The sequence below is a fragment of the Pseudomonas quercus genome, from assembly GCF_012033695.1.
GTDB classification, from domain to species: domain Bacteria; phylum Pseudomonadota; class Gammaproteobacteria; order Pseudomonadales; family Pseudomonadaceae; genus Aquipseudomonas; species Aquipseudomonas quercus.
In genome coordinates this window covers 55,606-70,543 of sequence record NZ_JAAVJI010000002.1, presented here as the reverse complement: position 1 = coordinate 70,543, position 14,938 = coordinate 55,606, and the positions used below count along the sequence as shown (strand labels likewise).

Genomic DNA, 14,938 nt, shown 5'->3' with positions numbered 1-14,938 from the left:
GCTGCGCTATCATCCGCAGTTTGCCGCGCCACCTTCGCCTTGCGCAGAACGCAAGGCCACAGGGCGCGGCCTGCGGAGTATGGATGAATACCTTGTTGCTTCACTGCCGCCCCGGTTTCGAGGGCGAAGTGTGCTCGGAAATCAGCGAGCACGCGGCCACGCTGGGTGTGGCCGGCTACGCCAAGGCCCGGCCCAGCACGGCGTGTGCCGAGTTCGTGTGCATGGACGCCGAAGGCCCTGCCACGCTTATGGCGCAGTTGCGCTTTCGCGAGTTGATCTTTCCCCGCCAATGGGCGCGTGGGCACTATGTGGCCCTGCCGGAGACCGACCGTATCAGCGTGCTGCTCCAGGCGCTCGAGGGCTACCCGGCCTGTACCAGCCTGTGGCTGGAGGTGCTGGACACCAACGACGGCAAGGAACTGTCTACCTTTTGCCGCAAGTTCGAAGCACCCTTGCGCAAAGCCCTGGAAAAGGCCGGCAAGCTGCGGCCCGGCCCGCCTGGCACCCGTTTGCTGCTAACGTTTATCAGTGGCCGGGAGGTGTTTCTGGGCGTGGCCGAGGAGCAGAACAGTGCCATGTGGCCCATGGGAATTCCTCGTTTGAAGTTTCCCCGCGAGGCCCCGAGCCGTTCTACCCTCAAGCTGGAGGAGGCCTGGCACCACTTCATTCCTCGGGACCAATGGGACGACCGCCTGCACAGCGACATGACCGCCGTGGACCTGGGTGCTGCACCGGGGGGCTGGACCTGGCAACTGGTGAACCGAGGTATGCTGGTGACCGCCGTGGACAATGGCCCCATGGCCCAGAGCCTGATGGACACTGGCCTGGTCAAGCACCTGATGGCCGACGGGTTTACCTATGCGCCACGGCCACCGGTGGACTGGATGGTGTGCGATATCGTGGAAAAACCCGCTCGCAATGCCGCGTTGCTGGAAACCTGGCTTGGGGAAGGGCATTGCCGCGAGGCGGTGGTCAACCTCAAACTGCCCATGAAACAGCGCTATGCGGAAGTGCGTCGTTTGCTGGACCGCATTCGAGAGGGCTTCCAGGCGCGCCGTATCAAGGTGGCCATCGGCTGCAAACAGTTGTACCACGATCGTGAAGAAGTGACCTGCCACCTGCGCCGGTTGGATACCTGATGCCTGCTTCAATGCAACCAGAGCCATGCAACCAGAGTCATGTACCGAGAGCGGCCCACGGGGAGACGTAGCCCATGCCTGATACCCTTGAACACCTGAACGTCGATGCGGTGCTTGATGCCACCGGCCTGAACTGCCCAGAGCCGGTCATGATGCTGCACCAGTCCGTGCGTGACCTGCCGCCTAGCGGCTTGTTGAAGGTGCTCGCCACTGACCCGTCCACCCGGCGTGACATTCCCAAGTTCTGTGCGTTTCTGGACCACGAGCTGGTCGGCCAGGATGAGGCGGCTGGCACCTATCGTTACTGGATTCGCAAAAAAGCGCAGTAAGCGCCCATAGGTCCCCCGATGCTGATCGTTGCTGACGAAAATATCCCCTTGGCCGACGCCTTTTTCCAAGGCTTCGGCGAACTTCGCCGAGTGCCAGGGCGCACCCTGGCCGCCAGCGACGTATGCGACGCTGAGGTGCTGCTGGTGCGTTCGGTGACCCCAGTAACCCCGGCGCTGCTGGAAGGCAGCCGTGTGCGGTTCGTGGGCACCTGTACCATCGGCACCGATCACCTGGATGTGCCCTGGCTGCAACAGGAAGGCATTGCCTGGGCCAGCGCGCCGGGCTGCAATGCCCGCGGCGTGGTGGACTACGTGATCAGCAGCCTGTTTACCCTGGCTGAGCTGGACGGCGCCGCCTTGCCAGAGCGGACGTATGGCATCGTGGGCGCAGGGCAGGTGGGCGGCAGGCTCGCCAGTGTGCTGCGCGGTTTCGGCTGGCGGGTGAAGGTGTGTGACCCACCTCGGCAGGCAGTGGAGGGCGGCGACTTCTGTAGCCTGGATGAGATTATCGAACAGTGCGATGTGATCAGCCTGCACACGCCGCTGACCAAGACCGGCCCTAATGCGACCTGGCACCTGTTGGGCAGCCCCGAACTTGAACGCCTGCGCCAGGGCACTTGGCTGATCAACGCGGCCCGTGGCCCTGTGGTCAGCAACGCTGCACTCAAGCGGGTGCTCCTGGCCCGTGATGACCTTCAGGCGGTGCTGGATGTGTGGGAACACGAGCCTGCGGTCGACGAGGCGCTGGCCGACCTGTGCGCCATCGCCACGCCTCACATCGCAGGCTACAGCCTGGAGGGGCGGCAACGGGGCACGGAAGCGATCTACCGGGCTTACTGTGCAGCTGCTGGCGTGCAACCTAGCGTTTCTCTGGCTACTCTGCTGCCGCCACTGGCATTGCCGGGCCTTACCTTGAATGGCAGCGCCGACCCCGCCTGGGCGCTGGCCATGTTATGCCGTGCGGTGTACGACCCCCGTAGCGACGACGCCCGTTTCCGGCTCAGCCTGGCCGGTGATGCCGCTCAACAGCGTGCACGCTTCGATGCGCTGCGCAAAGCCTACCCGCCACGCCGGGAAATCGATGGCTTGGCTGTGCACATCGAAGGGGAGGGCGCGTTGTTGCGCCAGTATGTCCAGGCGCTGGGTGCACGGCTGGTGTAACGCGCGCCGCCAGTTCGCAGGGTGCCCCTGCTCCCACACATGCGGCGCAGTTCAACCCTGTGGGACCGGGCAAAGCCCGGGAACGAACGACCCAGGCACCGCCGCAGGCGCTATCGGTGAGTCGCAATCCAGATCAAGAGCGCGGCCTGAAACAGCGCAAATGCAATCAGGCAGGCGATGGTAAACCGCAAGCTGCCATCTTCACGCCGGTACTTGTTAAGGCGCTCCTCATGCTTGCGCAGCTTCACCTCCTGCTCCTGCAGGCCCTTATCTGCCTGTTGCAGCAGCGCGGCGGTTTCCAGCGTGTCCATCCGCTGCAGCTTGTCACCGTTCCAGTTGGGCAGCAGCTCATTCACGGTCACTGGCTTTACACTGCCCTTGAGGTGCTGAGCGTCTTCGTACACCACATCAAACCCATGGGTGCGCAGCACATGGTCGCGCCGAAGGCGAGTGTCTTCCACCAGCGCATCGCGGTTGGGCAGCTCGATACTGTCCAAGCGATAGGCCGGCCAGCGCCCCTTCGCCCAGGTCGCCGCCTGGGCCAGTAGAAAGCGACCCAGGCCACGGTTGGCTGGTTCGATACTGAGGGTTTCCGGCAGCGTGAACAGGCGTCGTTCCTGGTGATCGGCCCAGACATCCAGGCAATTCTGTTCCTTGCGCACGCGCTGGCCTGGCAGGTCGATCACCAACCGCAGCAGGCTGTAGCGCTCGCTGTGCCGTTCTGCCCAGCCATACTGCACAAACCGCAAGGGCCGCAGGCCCGCTGTACGGTCTGTGGGCAAGGCCGCCAGGCGCAGCACTTCCCGGTGCTCCGGGGCAACATCGCCCCATGGCAGGTCGGCACCGGGGGCGGGGGTAGCCGCTTCGGCCGGTGCCTCGTTAAGGGGTGTATCAGACATGGTGACAGTCCTCCTGTAAGGAGGGTATCGGCCACCCAGGCCAGAGCTGAAGCCTGGCTCAGCGGTTCGCGTTGATGAAGCTGGCCAGTTCCCGCGCCAGGCCTGCCGCCAAGGGCAGGTTAGGGTTGTTGTAGGACGCCAGCTGCTGCTTCATGTCCAGGGGCACGATGCGCAGCACATGGTTCATGCCAGGAATGATCACCCGGCGCGCCTTCGGGTTGGCGGCGGCCAAGGCATCGGCGTCCTTCACGCCCACCTGAATGTCGTGCTCGCCCTGGACGATCAGCGCCGGCACCTTCAGCGCCGCGAACGCTTTGCCTGGGTCCTGGCGGAACAGGGAAATCAGGTAGGGCTGCACGCTAGGGCGGAACACCACCTGCAACGGCTCAGGCACCTGCTCATCCACTTGGCCGGCCTTGAGCGAATCCAGCAGCTGTTCGCTGCGGGCATAGAGCTCCGGTGGCAAGCGTTCGCTCAGTTGCTCTCGCAATACCTGGTCGATGGGCCGGCCGCTTCCGGACAAGGTCACCACACCCACGGCTTTGGTGCCCGGGGCTGCCAAGGTGGCGATCAGGGCGCCTTCGCTATGGCCAACCAGCGTCAGCGGGCCAAACCGTGGGTCAGCGGACAATTGCCGGGCCCAGGCCTGGGCATCGGCCACATAGCCCTCCACGCTGAGCGTTCGCTCGTCGGGGGCCAGGGGCAGGCCGCTGGCCACGCCGCGTTTGTCGTAGCGCACGCTGGCGATACCGGCACGCGCCAGGGCCCAGGCCAGCTTTTTCAGGCTGTCGGTGCGCCCGGCGTCCGGGTTGTTGCCGTCCCGGTCGGTGGCACCAGAGCCGGAAATCATCAGCACCACGGGCACTGGGCCCTTGGCGCGGGGCAGCAGCAGGCTTCCGTGCAAGGTCCCTGTGCCGGTGTCCAGGTCAATGGGCCGTTGCAGGATGGAAGCGGGGGCAGCCTGGGCCAGGCTGGTGAACAAGGCAGCAAGCAAGATAAAGAAGCGCAACATCGTAGACCGTGTGGGCAGAGGAAGGGTTGGACCGAAGCGGCTCGGCAGGGTTCGGCAAAGGGTGAACTGCCTCGCTACCCTGCGTATACTGGCCGGCCCCAAGTTTCATGCAGATTCATCTCGCGGAGCGCCTCGCATGTCTGGCAACACCTTCGGCAAGCTGTTCACCGTCACCACCGCAGGCGAAAGCCATGGCCCTGGCCTGCTGGCCATCGTCGACGGGTGCCCACCAGGGCTGCCGCTGGACGTCGCGGACCTGCAGCGTGACCTGGACCGCCGCAAGCCAGGCACTAGCCGGCACACCACCCAGCGCCAGGAAGCCGACGAGGTCGAGATCCTTTCCGGGGTGTTCGAAGGCCATACCACGGGTACGCCTATCGGCTTGCTGATCCGCAACACGGACCAGAAGTCCAAGGACTACTCAGCCATCAAGGACGTGTTCCGCCCCGCCCATGCGGACTACACCTATCACCATAAATACGGTGTACGGGACTACCGTGGGGGTGGTCGCAGCTCGGCACGGGAAACGGCCATGCGGGTGGCGGCGGGGGCCATTGCCAAGAAATACCTGGCCACGCTGGGCATACAGGTGCGTGGCTACATGAGCCAGCTAGGGCCTATCCACATTCCTTTCGTGAGTTGGGACTCGGTGGAACAGAATGCCTTTTTCAGTGCCGATGCCTCCAAGGTGCCGGAACTGGAGGCCTACATGGACCAGCTGCGCCGTGACCAGGACTCCATTGGCGCGAAAATCACCGTGGTGGCCGAAGGCGTGATGCCTGGCCTGGGCGAGCCCATTTTCGACCGGCTGGACGCCGACCTGGCCCATGCCTTGATGAGCATCAACGCCGTTAAAGGCGTGGAGATCGGTGCAGGCTTTGCCAGCGTGGCCCAGCGTGGCAGTGAACACCGGGACCTGCTCACCCCCGAAGGGTTCGTGGGCAATAATGCCGGTGGGGTGCTGGGGGGCATCTCCTCCGGCCAGCCCATCGTGGCGCACCTGGCACTCAAGCCTACGTCCAGCATTACTACGCCAGGGCAGTCCATCGACGCGGCCGGGCAGTCGGTGGACATGATTACAAAAGGCCGCCACGACCCCTGCGTAGGCATTCGTGCAACGCCTATCGCCGAAGCCATGATGGCCATCGTGCTGCTGGACCAACTGCTGCGCCACCGTGGGCAGAACGCCGATGTTCGAGTAGGCACGCCGGTGCTGGGCCAGCAGGCATGACCTGCGCGCGCCTGCTCGGCCTGGCCTGACAGCATGGCCGTTCCCTACTGGCGGCTGTCCGGCTTCTACCTATTCTATTTCGCCCTGCTGGGCGGCACTGCGCCGTTTCTAGCGCCCTGGTTCGCCTACCTAGGGTTCGCGCCTGCGCGCATTGGCGAACTGGTGGCCATTCCCATGGTGATGCGCTGCATCGCCCCGCACCTGTGGGGGTGGCTAGGCGATCGCAGCGGCCATCGCCTTCGCATCGTGCGGCTGGGCGCTGCGGCCACCTTGCTCAGCTTCAGCCTGGTATTCCTGGGCGACAGCTATGCCTGGCTGGCACTGGTGATGGCCTTGCATGCGTTTTTCTGGCATGCGGTACTGCCCCAGTTCGAAGTGATTACCCTGGCCCACCTGCGTACCCAGCCCACCCGTTATGGGCAGGTACGGCTGTGGGGCTCCATCGGTTTTATTGCAGCGGTCATCCTGCTGGGGCGCTGGTTCGAATGGCGCGGCATGGGGGATTACCCGGCCACGATACTGGTGATCATGGCCGGTATTCTGTTGGCCAGTGCCTGGGTGCCTGCGCCTGCTCGCGAAGCCGATGAAACCAGCCCGCCACCCCCAGGCGATGGCTTTGTGGCACGCTTGCGCCAGCCAGGGGTTATCACCTTTTACCTGTGTGTGGGGTTGATGCAGCTCAGCCATGGGCCGTACTACACCTTTTTCAGTATTCACCTGGCCACCTTGGGCTATAGCAGCCTGGCCATCGGGTTGTGCTGGGCCCTGGGTGTGGTGGCCGAGGTGCTGATGTTCATGGGCATGGCCCGGTTGCTTGCACGCTGGCCCGTCAATACCGTGCTGCTGGTGAGCTTTGTGCTGGCCGCTGTTCGCTGGGTGCTGCTGGGCGGGTTTGCCAGCAACGTTGGGATGCTGGTGTTGGCCCAGGTGCTCCATGCCGCCACCTTCGGCAGCTTTCATGCCGCAGCGGTACAAAAAGTGCGTACCACCTTTGGCTTGCGCTACCAAGGGCAGGGGCAAGCGCTGTACGCGGCCCTGGCAGGTGTAGGCGGCGCCTTGGGCGCGGTGTATTCCGGCCATGCCTGGCAGGTGTTGGGGCCGTTCGGCACCTTTGCACTGGCCAGCGTGGCGGCCTTTGCCGCAGCCGTTATGATGGTCCTATTTACCCAGAAGGAGCCGGTATGATCCCAGACCGCGAAACCCTTGCCCGGCAGATCATCGAAGCGGGCCGTTTTCTGTATGCCCGAGGCTGGTCCCCGGCCACCAGCAGCAACTATTCTGCACGGCTGTCCGCCAGTGAAGCCCTGCTGACCGTCTCCGGCAAGCACAAGGGGGCATTGGGCCTGGACGATGTGCTGGCCACGGACATGCAGGGCCATAGCCTGGAGCCGGGCAAGAAGCCGTCTGCCGAAACCCTGCTCCATACCCAGCTGTACAGCTGCGACGCCCGTATCAACGCCGTGCTGCACACGCATTCGGTCAACGCGACCGTGCTGTCGCGTGTGACCTCCGGGGCTGTGCTGGTGCTGGAGGATTACGAGTTGCAAAAAGCCTTCAGCGGTGTGTCTACCCATGAAAGCCCGGTGCAGGTGCCGATTTTCGAGAATGACCAGGACATCGCACGCCTGGCTAGCCGTGTGCAACCCTGGCTGGACGAGCACCCTGACTGTGTAGGCTACCTGATCCGTGGCCATGGCTTGTACACCTGGGGTGCAAGCATGCAAGACGCCCTGCGGCAGGTGGAAGCCTTCGAGTTCCTGTTCGAATGTGAATTGAAGATGCGAGCCGTACGTTGATACGGCGACTACAAGGAGCTGCCTGATGAGCTGCCTGACCGTTTACCACGAAAGCGCCCCAAGCCTGCCGAACAAGGTGCTGACGCACGTTGAAGACATCGCCGCTACCTTGGCCGAGCACAACGTGAGGTTCGAGCGTTGGGAGGCCGCTGCGCCCATACAGCCCGGCGCCAGCCAAGAGGCTGTGATCGAAGCGTACCGTGCGCAGATCGACCGGCTGATGACCGAATGCGGTTATGTGACCGTGGACGTGATCAGCCTGGCGGCCGACCATCCAGACAAAGCCGCACTGCGGGCAAAGTTTCTGGAAGAGCACCGTCATGGCGAAGACGAAGTCCGTTTCTTTGTGGCGGGTCGTGGCTTGTTCACCTTGCACTTGGGTGAATACGTTTACGCCGTGCTGTGCGAAAAGAACGACCTGATTTCCGTGCCCGCTGGTACACCTCACTGGTTCGACATGGGGGAGCACCCTCACTTTGTAGCCATTCGCCTGTTCAACAATGCCGAAGGCTGGGTGGCAAATTTCACGGGTGAGCCCATCGCCCAGCACTTTCCACGCCTGGATGACTGACAAGGATTTTCCAATGCCCATCAAGGCCATACTCACCGACATCGAAGGCACAACCAGCTCGGTCAAGTTCGTGTATGACGTTTTGTTCCCCTACGCGGTCCGTCAGTTGCCTGGGTTTGTGCGTGAGCAGGCGCACGACCCGCAGGTCGCTGTTCAGATCGCGGCGGTACGTACCGAGGCAGGCGAGCAGGATGCAAGCCTGGAACAGGTCATCGATATTCTTCTAGGGTGGATGAGCGAAGACCGCAAGGTGACGCCACTCAAAGCGCTTCAAGGGCTGGTGTGGCAACGGGGATACGAGACCGGTGAACTCAAGGGCCATGTCTACCCAGATGCCGTGGCAGCGTTAAAGCGCTGGAAGGAGGAGGGGTATGACCTGTATGTGTATTCGTCTGGTTCGATCCAGGCCCAGAGGCTGCTGTTTGGCTATTCCGAAGCCGGTGACCTGACAACGTTGTTTTCGGGCTATTTCGACACAACCAGCGGTGGCAAGCGGGTACCGGCCAGTTACGTAGCCATTGCACACGCCATGGGAATGCCTTCAGAGCACGTACTGTTCTTGTCTGATATAGGCGAGGAGCTGGAGGCTGCAAATGCTGCAGGAATGGCCGTATGCGGGTTGGCACGAGAGGGGGAGCTGGACATCTTGCATCCAGTAGTAGCGAACTTTACGGCTATTGAGCCAAGCGCTTTTTAAACCCGCCTATAAAACTAAATTCGCCATGGACCGGTCCACTGTTGCAGCTGAGTGGGCGGGTCGGTGGCGAATTTTCAGGGTGCTGCTATCTGCTCAAATGCCAATGTTCGGCGGCAGACCTCTGGCTTAGACCGAATGGTAGGTCGGTAGCGCAAAACGGTTCTGGCTTTGCAGCAGGTGGATCTCAGGAAGCTGGCTCACTTCGCCTGCCAGGTCGCGGCGAATGGCGCTAATCACCCAAGACAGTTGCTCTGGGGTATTGAGCTGGGAATAAGAGATGGAGCGGCGAGTTTGACGGCCGTCTTCATCACGCAGGGTCAGCAGCACAGCGCCGTCCGGGCGAGGTTGTGCAATTACGTCATATTCCGAAAACAGGCTAGCGAATTTTTCTTGGAGGAATTCCATCTGGCGACTCCTTGGCATTTCGAGTGGGCTGGCTGTCCAGCTGGCGATGCAAGGAAGGTTGCAGTGAATGTGCCAAGTACCTATAAAAAATAAAAGCCTTGTTTTTCAATGGCTTGGCTAAGGAAGGATTTTTACGCGTTCGTGCAATCTGCAAGGTGAGGGGTAGGGGAGTATGCATTTTGCGTGATGGGCATCACACTTCAGCGAATAGTGTGTATATGACATCATTTGGCATTTAAATTCCGTGCTCAGCGCTTCAGTTGACGAGCGGTTGACCCACCGTCTGTCTCTCAGGAACACTGTGGCAAACCGTTCTGGCTGGAGCCTTCAATGCCTGATTCAACTGCCCCTCACGTTATGACCGAAGACGAAGCCGCCGAATTTGCGGCTCAAGTATTCGATGTGGCTCGAAAAGGCGATGCCGACATGCTGCAAAAGCTGCTGGAGAAGGGCGTACCCGCCAACCTGCGTAATCACAATGGCGATACGCTCCTGATGCTTGCCAGCTACCACGAGCACCTGGCGGCAGCGCGCACGTTGTTGGAAGGGGGTGCCGACGCCAACATCGCCAACGACAAGAACCAGTTGCCACTGGCCGGTGCCGCATTCAAAGGCAACCAAGCGATGGCACAACTGCTTATCGAACATGGTGCCGATGTAAACGGCTGCGCAGCAGATGGCCGTACCGCGCTTATGATGGCTGCCATGTTCAACCGCACCGAGCTGGTGGCATGGCTACTGGAACAGGGCGCCGACCTCCAGGCGCGCGACCGCGTAGGCGTCGATGCGTTGGGTGCCGCCAGGGCAATGGGCGCACAGGCAACCGTTGCACAGCTTGAAGCCTTGGCTCATTAAAGGCATGGGGCTGGTATCCTTGGTATTTCTCCAATGAAACCTGGACCCCATGCAAAGCCTTTTGATTGAACTCCTCACGTGCATCAGCTCCGGCTGCATGACAGACGCCGATATTGCCCGGGTGGCCGACGAAGCGGCTGCTGCCTATGCCGACCCTGATGGCTTCCTGGCAGCCAACCCGGACATCAACTACGACGACAGTTTCCCTATTCCCCTTGGTGAGTGGGTGATTGTAGGCAGCCTGCCGGACACCGTACTGTTTCAGGCCGACAGCTATCCGGAACTGCTAGAGCAGATCATGGCCTCCTTCGGCCCGGGCGTGCCCTTCAACCTCAAGCCCAAGCAGCTGATGCGCGTCGAGCCTCAGGTGGCTGTCAACCGCCTGCAGATCCAGTTGTCCAGCATGAACAAAGAGGTAGGCGGTTATGTCCTGCTCAACTTCAGCCGCGTTCTGGACACGGAACTACAGGCAGTGCTGGTCTACCACAATGACCTGCCCAAAGTGCTACAGCTCTGCGAGCAGGCGCATATTTACGCAGCCCCTGCACTAGAGGCGCTGAAGGCGGGGTAACGGAACCGCCAGCGCGGCAAACGGCCTAATGCCGGTACCTGCCTACTGGAGTGCGTCATGGGTGCTACTTTCAATGGCCTGTTCGGCCTTATCGTTCTGGCACTGGATATCTGGGCCATTCTTCACGTACTTAAAAGCGGCGAAGAGGTGGGCATCAAAGTGCTGTGGGTGCTACTGATCGCTATTGTGCCGGTGCTGGGTTTGATTATCTGGGCGATTCTAGGGCCGCGAGGAAAGCTCAGATAGACACACGGTTAGCCTTGTCACGGCTCACGTACTAGAATGCGCCCCTTTCTTACCCCGGCAGCCTAGGCTGCCGCCGATTTGCAGGGGACGTGTTCATGAGCGACTACCAGGAAACGCTTTACGAGGGCTATGGGCAGCGGTTCCGTATGGAAAAGCTGCTGCACGAGGTTCGCACCGACCACCAGCACCTTGTAATCTTCCAGAACCCGGTCATGGGCCGTGTGATGGCCCTGGATGGCGTGATCCAGACGACCGAGGCCGATGAGTTCATCTACCACGAGATGCTCACCCATGTGCCGATCTTCGCCCATGGCGCTGCTCGCCGCGTATTGATCATTGGTGGCGGCGATGGCGGCATGCTGCGCGAGGTGGCCAAGCACCACGGTGTCGAACACATCACCATGGTAGAGATCGACGGCACCGTGGTAGAGATGTGCAAGACGTTCCTGCCTGACCACTCCAAAGGCGCGTTCGAAGACCCTCGCTTGAACCTGGTCATCGATGACGGCATGCGCTTCGTGGCGACCACAGAAGAAAAATTCGATGTGATCATTTCAGACTCCACCGACCCCATTGGGCCGGGTGAAATATTGTTCACCGAAAACTTCTATCAGGCATGCCATCGTTGCCTCAATGAGGGCGGTATTCTGGTCACCCAGAACGGTACGCCTTTCATGCAGCTGGACGGCGTTCGTACCACGGCCGGTCGCCTGCGCGGGTTGTTCGCCGACTGGCATTTCTACCATGCCGCGGTGCCCACCTACATTGGCGGGGCCATGACCTTCGCCTGGGGCGCCACCCGCCCGGAATACCGCAAGTTGCCGCTGGACACGTTGCGTGCCCGCTTTGCAGGCAGCGGTATTGTGACGCGTTACTACAACCCGGAGATTCATCTGGGCGCCTTTGCACTTCCGCAATATGTGCTGCAGGCCGTCAATAAACCCAGCAACAACTGAGTGAGTGTTGCCAAGCCAGCGCCACCGGGGTGAACAGAATTTTCACACCGGCTGTCGCAGCCTTTGGAGCCGCTTCGCTTATTGATCGACCACCTTTGTACGGATACCTGACCCCACATGGCTACCCTGGATGCTCAGCGCCCTGACCGCACGCCCGCGCGCGCGCCTCGGCCTTCCCTGAAGTCTCACCTTGCTTACACGCTGCTGTGCGGCCTGGCCCTGATGGTGCTGTTCAGCGGCCTGCGTGCGGCCCTTCTGGTGTACAACCTGGAGTCTGCAGGGGACGCCTCTACGTCCGCCCTTGCAGAAGGGTTCGTCAACGGCCTGCGCTTTGACCTGCGCGTGGTGGTGTACCTGCTGGTGCCCTTGCTATTGGCGGTGCTCAGCGCTCGCGCCATGGCAGCGCGCGGGTTTTTCCGCGCCTGGTTGACGATCACGGCCAGCCTGTCGATGTTGGCAGGCCTGCTGGAAATGGACTTCTATCGCGAGTTCCACCAGCGCCTCAACGGCCTGGTGTTCCAGTACGTGAAGGAAGACCCGAAAACCGTGCTCAGCATGATCTGGTACGGCTACCCCGTGGTGCGTTACCTCATCGCCTGGGCCGTGGGCACCCTGTTGCTGAGCCTGGTGTTCAAAGGCATCGACCGGGCAACGCGCCCACGCCAGGTGGCAGTGGCTGGCCGCACGAGCGCGCCCTGGTATGGCCGTACGGCGGTGTTTGTGGTGGTACTCCTGCTGGCGGTTGTGGCCGTGCGCGGCACCTTGCGCCAGGGCCCTCCGCTGCGCTGGGGCGACGCCTACACAACGGATTCCAACTTCGCCAACCAGCTGGGCCTCAACGGCGTACTAACCCTGGCCACGGCAGCCAAGAGCCGCCTGTCCGAGGATCGCGACAACATCTGGCAGGCCACGCTGCCCCAGGCCCAGGCGACGCGTACCGTCCGCGACATGCTGGTGACGCCCAACGAGCGCCTGATCGACACCGACAGCGCCGCTGTACGTAGGGTATTCACGCCGCCTGCAGGCAATACCCTGCCGATCCGCAACGTGGTGGTGATCCTGCTGGAAAGCTTTGCCGGCCATTCCGTAGGTGCGTTGGGCAACGACGGCAATATCACGCCGTACTTCGACAAGCTCAGTAAAGAAGGGCTGCTGTTCGATCACTTCTTCTCCAACGGCACCCACACGCACCAAGGCATGTTCGCCACCATGGGCTGCTTCCCCAACCTGCCCGGTTTCGAATACCTGATGCAAACGCCTGAAGGCAGCCATAAGCTTTCCGGCCTACCCGCGATGCTTAGCCCGCGTGATTACAACGACGTGTATGTGTACAACGGTGACTTCGCCTGGGACAACCAGTCCGGGTTCTTCAGCAACCAGGGCATGACCACTTTCATTGGCCGTGATGACTTCGTGAACCCGGTCTTCTCGGACCCAACCTGGGGTGTGTCGGACCAGGACATGTTCAGCCGCGGCAACGAGGAGCTGGACAAGCTCGCCGGGCAGGGCCAACCGTTCTATGCCTTGTTGCAGTCCCTGTCCAACCATACCCCTTATGCCTTGCCCACCAACCTGCCTGTGGCGCCGGTCACCGGCCGTGGCAACCTGGACCAGCACCTGACCGCCATGCGTTATTCGGATTGGGCGCTGGGGCAGTTCTTCGAAAAAGCCAAGCAGTCTCCGTACTACAACCAGACGTTGTTCGTGATCGTGGGCGACCATGGGTTTGGTAACGAGCGGCAGTTGACTGAGATGGACTTGAGCCGCTTCAACATTCCGCTGCTGTTGATTGCCCCAGGCATCCAGGAGAAGTTTGGTGCCGTGAACCACACGGTGGGCACCCAGGTGGACATCGTGCCAACCATCATGGGCCGCCTGGGTGGCGAAACGCAGCACCAGTGCTGGGGCCGGGACCTGCTCAACTTGCAGCAGGGGGACCAGGGCTTTGGCATTATCAAGCCTTCGGGCAGCGAGCAGAGTGTGGCCATCGTGAGCGGTGACCGTATCCTGGTCGAGTCCCGTGACATGGAGCCCAAGCTGTACCGCTACAACTTTGGCCCTGAACCCAAGGCCGAGCTGATCCCGGAAACCGCTGACGTTCCGGCCCTGCGCAATAAGCTCGATTCGTTCATCCAGACGGCGACCAAGAGCCTGATGGATAACACGGCGGGTGCGGTGCAGAGCAAGGCTGAGTAAACCTGCGCGCAATAACAAAAGGCCCATCGTTTGATGGGCCTTTTTATAGGGGCTCGGGAGGTTCCCGGTCTCCGCCTTTGGCTGCGCCCAGTCCCACATGGGGCAGTGCAGGGCACAACGAGCAGGCAGCTAGCGACAGTTCAGCTCAGGCGCCGTGGCACTTCTTGAATTTCTTGCCATTGCCGCAGGGGCAGGGATCGTTGCGGCCCACGTCCTTCAACGTGTTGCGGACAGGCTCCTGGGGTTCGTGACTGTGGTTGCAGTGAGGGCCGTGGACATGGCCATGATGGCCGTGGTCATGGGAATGAGCATGGTCATGATCGTGATTGCAATCCGGGCCATGAACGTGAGGTTGTTGCGACATCTGCACTACTCCAGAAGCAGGCCTGCGGGGGTGAGTTCACCCGTTCGCCGCAGGGAAAGGTTGTGGCCGAATAATAACCCGGTGCGCAGCTCACCCTCCAGCCGATACTGCAACGGCCTGTCCGGATGGCGCAGCAGTTTGGCCAGGGGCTTGAGGTGCTCCCACAGGTTAGTGCGTACCTCTACTACATGGACGGCCCGGCTGTGGGCACGTACGCTAAACCAGCTGTCATCTTCGCCTTCGGCCAGCAACAGCCCTTCCAGGCTTACCTTGTAGGTAAGGCCGCGCACGGGCAGGTCCTCGTCATTGGGGTTGTCGATCACGAAATGAAGCTTGAAACGCTGTTCCAGCAGCTTCGCCTTGACCACCTCCACGCGCTTGAGATGTACTTCCGGGTCTTCATAGTTACCTGTGAGCCAGGTAGAGCAGCCCCCCAACCCGAGCAAAAGGGCCAGGAGCATGAACCTTGCTTTGCGGTGGTTCCGTTGCATCTACCGCCTCCCAGGGGTG

At 61.5% G+C, this 14,938-nt stretch carries 18 protein-coding genes; 13 read left to right on the top strand and 5 right to left on the bottom strand.

From position 1 onward, the window contains the following. The first annotated feature begins 83 nt into the window (after positions 1-83). The 3 genes from rlmM to pdxB all read left to right on the top strand — a co-directional run bounded on the left by rlmM (position 84) and on the right by pdxB (position 2,629). Complete coding sequence (rlmM, locus tag HBH25_RS03590) at positions 84-1,139, top strand: 23S rRNA (cytidine(2498)-2'-O)-methyltransferase RlmM (protein ID WP_168081625.1); 1,056 nt, start codon at positions 84-86, stop codon at positions 1,137-1,139. Positions 1,140-1,213: 74 nt separating this feature from the next. Continuing rightward, positions 1,214-1,468, top strand: coding sequence for a sulfurtransferase TusA (gene tusA / locus HBH25_RS03585; RefSeq protein ID WP_168081623.1), 255 nt, complete (start codon positions 1,214-1,216; stop codon positions 1,466-1,468). A gap of 18 nt (positions 1,469-1,486) precedes the next feature. Next, on the top strand, positions 1,487-2,629 hold the full coding sequence (gene pdxB / locus HBH25_RS03580) for a 4-phosphoerythronate dehydrogenase PdxB (RefSeq protein WP_168081621.1): 1,143 nt from the start codon (positions 1,487-1,489) through the stop codon (positions 2,627-2,629). A gap of 110 nt (positions 2,630-2,739) precedes the next feature. Here the strand turns inward: pdxB and HBH25_RS03575 are convergent, their stop codons facing one another. Continuing rightward, positions 2,740-3,528, bottom strand: a complete 789-nt coding sequence (locus HBH25_RS03575; protein WP_168081619.1) for a hypothetical protein — start codon at positions 3,526-3,528, stop codon at positions 2,740-2,742. 58 nt (positions 3,529-3,586) lie between these two features. Next, entirely contained in the window at positions 3,587-4,540 is a 954-nt protein-coding gene (locus tag HBH25_RS03570; protein ID WP_168081617.1) for an alpha/beta hydrolase, read from the bottom strand. A 136-nt stretch (positions 4,541-4,676) separates the two neighbouring features. Here HBH25_RS03570 and aroC point away from each other — a divergent pair, with 136 nt between their 5' ends. The 5 genes from aroC to mtnC are packed head-to-tail and all read left to right on the top strand — an operon-like array spanning position 4,677 to position 8,835. After that, positions 4,677-5,771: a chorismate synthase gene (aroC, locus tag HBH25_RS03565; protein ID WP_168081615.1), complete on the top strand. Its 1,095-nt coding sequence runs from the start codon at positions 4,677-4,679 to the stop codon at positions 5,769-5,771. Positions 5,772-5,804: 33 nt separating this feature from the next. Further along, positions 5,805-6,956, top strand: coding sequence for an MFS transporter (locus tag HBH25_RS03560; protein WP_168081613.1), 1,152 nt, complete (start codon positions 5,805-5,807; stop codon positions 6,954-6,956). Next, complete coding sequence (locus tag HBH25_RS03555; RefSeq protein ID WP_168081611.1) at positions 6,953-7,567, top strand: methylthioribulose 1-phosphate dehydratase; 615 nt, start codon at positions 6,953-6,955, stop codon at positions 7,565-7,567. The genes HBH25_RS03560 and HBH25_RS03555 overlap by 4 nt, the downstream gene beginning before the upstream one ends. Before the next feature lie 25 nt (positions 7,568-7,592). Beyond that, entirely contained in the window at positions 7,593-8,138 is a 546-nt protein-coding gene (locus tag HBH25_RS03550; protein WP_168081609.1) for a 1,2-dihydroxy-3-keto-5-methylthiopentene dioxygenase, read from the top strand. Positions 8,139-8,151: 13 nt separating this feature from the next. Continuing rightward, positions 8,152-8,835 (top strand): acireductone synthase, encoded by a 684-nt coding sequence (mtnC, locus tag HBH25_RS03545; protein ID WP_168081608.1) that lies wholly within the window; start codon positions 8,152-8,154, stop codon positions 8,833-8,835. Between the two features lie 126 nt (positions 8,836-8,961). Here the strand turns inward: mtnC and HBH25_RS03540 are convergent, their stop codons facing one another. Further along, positions 8,962-9,240, bottom strand: coding sequence for a DUF3509 domain-containing protein (locus HBH25_RS03540; protein WP_168081606.1), 279 nt, complete (start codon positions 9,238-9,240; stop codon positions 8,962-8,964). 330 nt (positions 9,241-9,570) lie between these two features. Here HBH25_RS03540 and HBH25_RS03535 point away from each other — a divergent pair, with 330 nt between their 5' ends. The 5 genes from HBH25_RS03535 (at position 9,571) to HBH25_RS03515 (ending at position 14,064) form a co-directional block, all read left to right on the top strand. Further along, a complete protein-coding gene (locus HBH25_RS03535; protein WP_168081604.1) occupies positions 9,571-10,095 on the top strand; it encodes an ankyrin repeat domain-containing protein in 525 nt (174 codons plus the stop codon). A 49-nt stretch (positions 10,096-10,144) separates the two neighbouring features. Continuing rightward, positions 10,145-10,666: a hypothetical protein gene (locus HBH25_RS03530; RefSeq protein ID WP_168081602.1), complete on the top strand. Its 522-nt coding sequence runs from the start codon at positions 10,145-10,147 to the stop codon at positions 10,664-10,666. 57 nt (positions 10,667-10,723) lie between these two features. After that, positions 10,724-10,912, top strand: coding sequence for a PLDc N-terminal domain-containing protein (locus HBH25_RS03525; RefSeq protein WP_168081600.1), 189 nt, complete (start codon positions 10,724-10,726; stop codon positions 10,910-10,912). Between the two features lie 95 nt (positions 10,913-11,007). Next, the gene (gene speE / locus HBH25_RS03520) at positions 11,008-11,868 is read left to right on the top strand and encodes a polyamine aminopropyltransferase (RefSeq protein WP_168081598.1); all 861 of its coding nucleotides are present in this window, start codon (positions 11,008-11,010) and stop codon (positions 11,866-11,868) included. 117 nt (positions 11,869-11,985) lie between these two features. Next, positions 11,986-14,064: an LTA synthase family protein gene (locus HBH25_RS03515; protein ID WP_168081596.1), complete on the top strand. Its 2,079-nt coding sequence runs from the start codon at positions 11,986-11,988 to the stop codon at positions 14,062-14,064. 145 nt (positions 14,065-14,209) lie between these two features. Here HBH25_RS03515 and HBH25_RS03510 read toward each other — a convergent pair whose 3' ends face one another. Both HBH25_RS03510 and HBH25_RS03505 read right to left on the bottom strand, forming a co-directional pair. Further along, positions 14,210-14,428 carry an SEC-C metal-binding domain-containing protein gene (locus HBH25_RS03510; protein WP_168081594.1) on the bottom strand — a complete coding sequence of 73 codons (219 nt, stop codon included), beginning with the start codon at positions 14,426-14,428 and terminating at the stop codon, positions 14,210-14,212. Between the two features lie 5 nt (positions 14,429-14,433). Further along, the gene (locus tag HBH25_RS03505; protein ID WP_168081592.1) at positions 14,434-14,889 is read right to left on the bottom strand and encodes an LEA/WHy family protein; all 456 of its coding nucleotides are present in this window, start codon (positions 14,887-14,889) and stop codon (positions 14,434-14,436) included. Between the last annotated feature and the right edge of the window lie 49 nt (positions 14,890-14,938).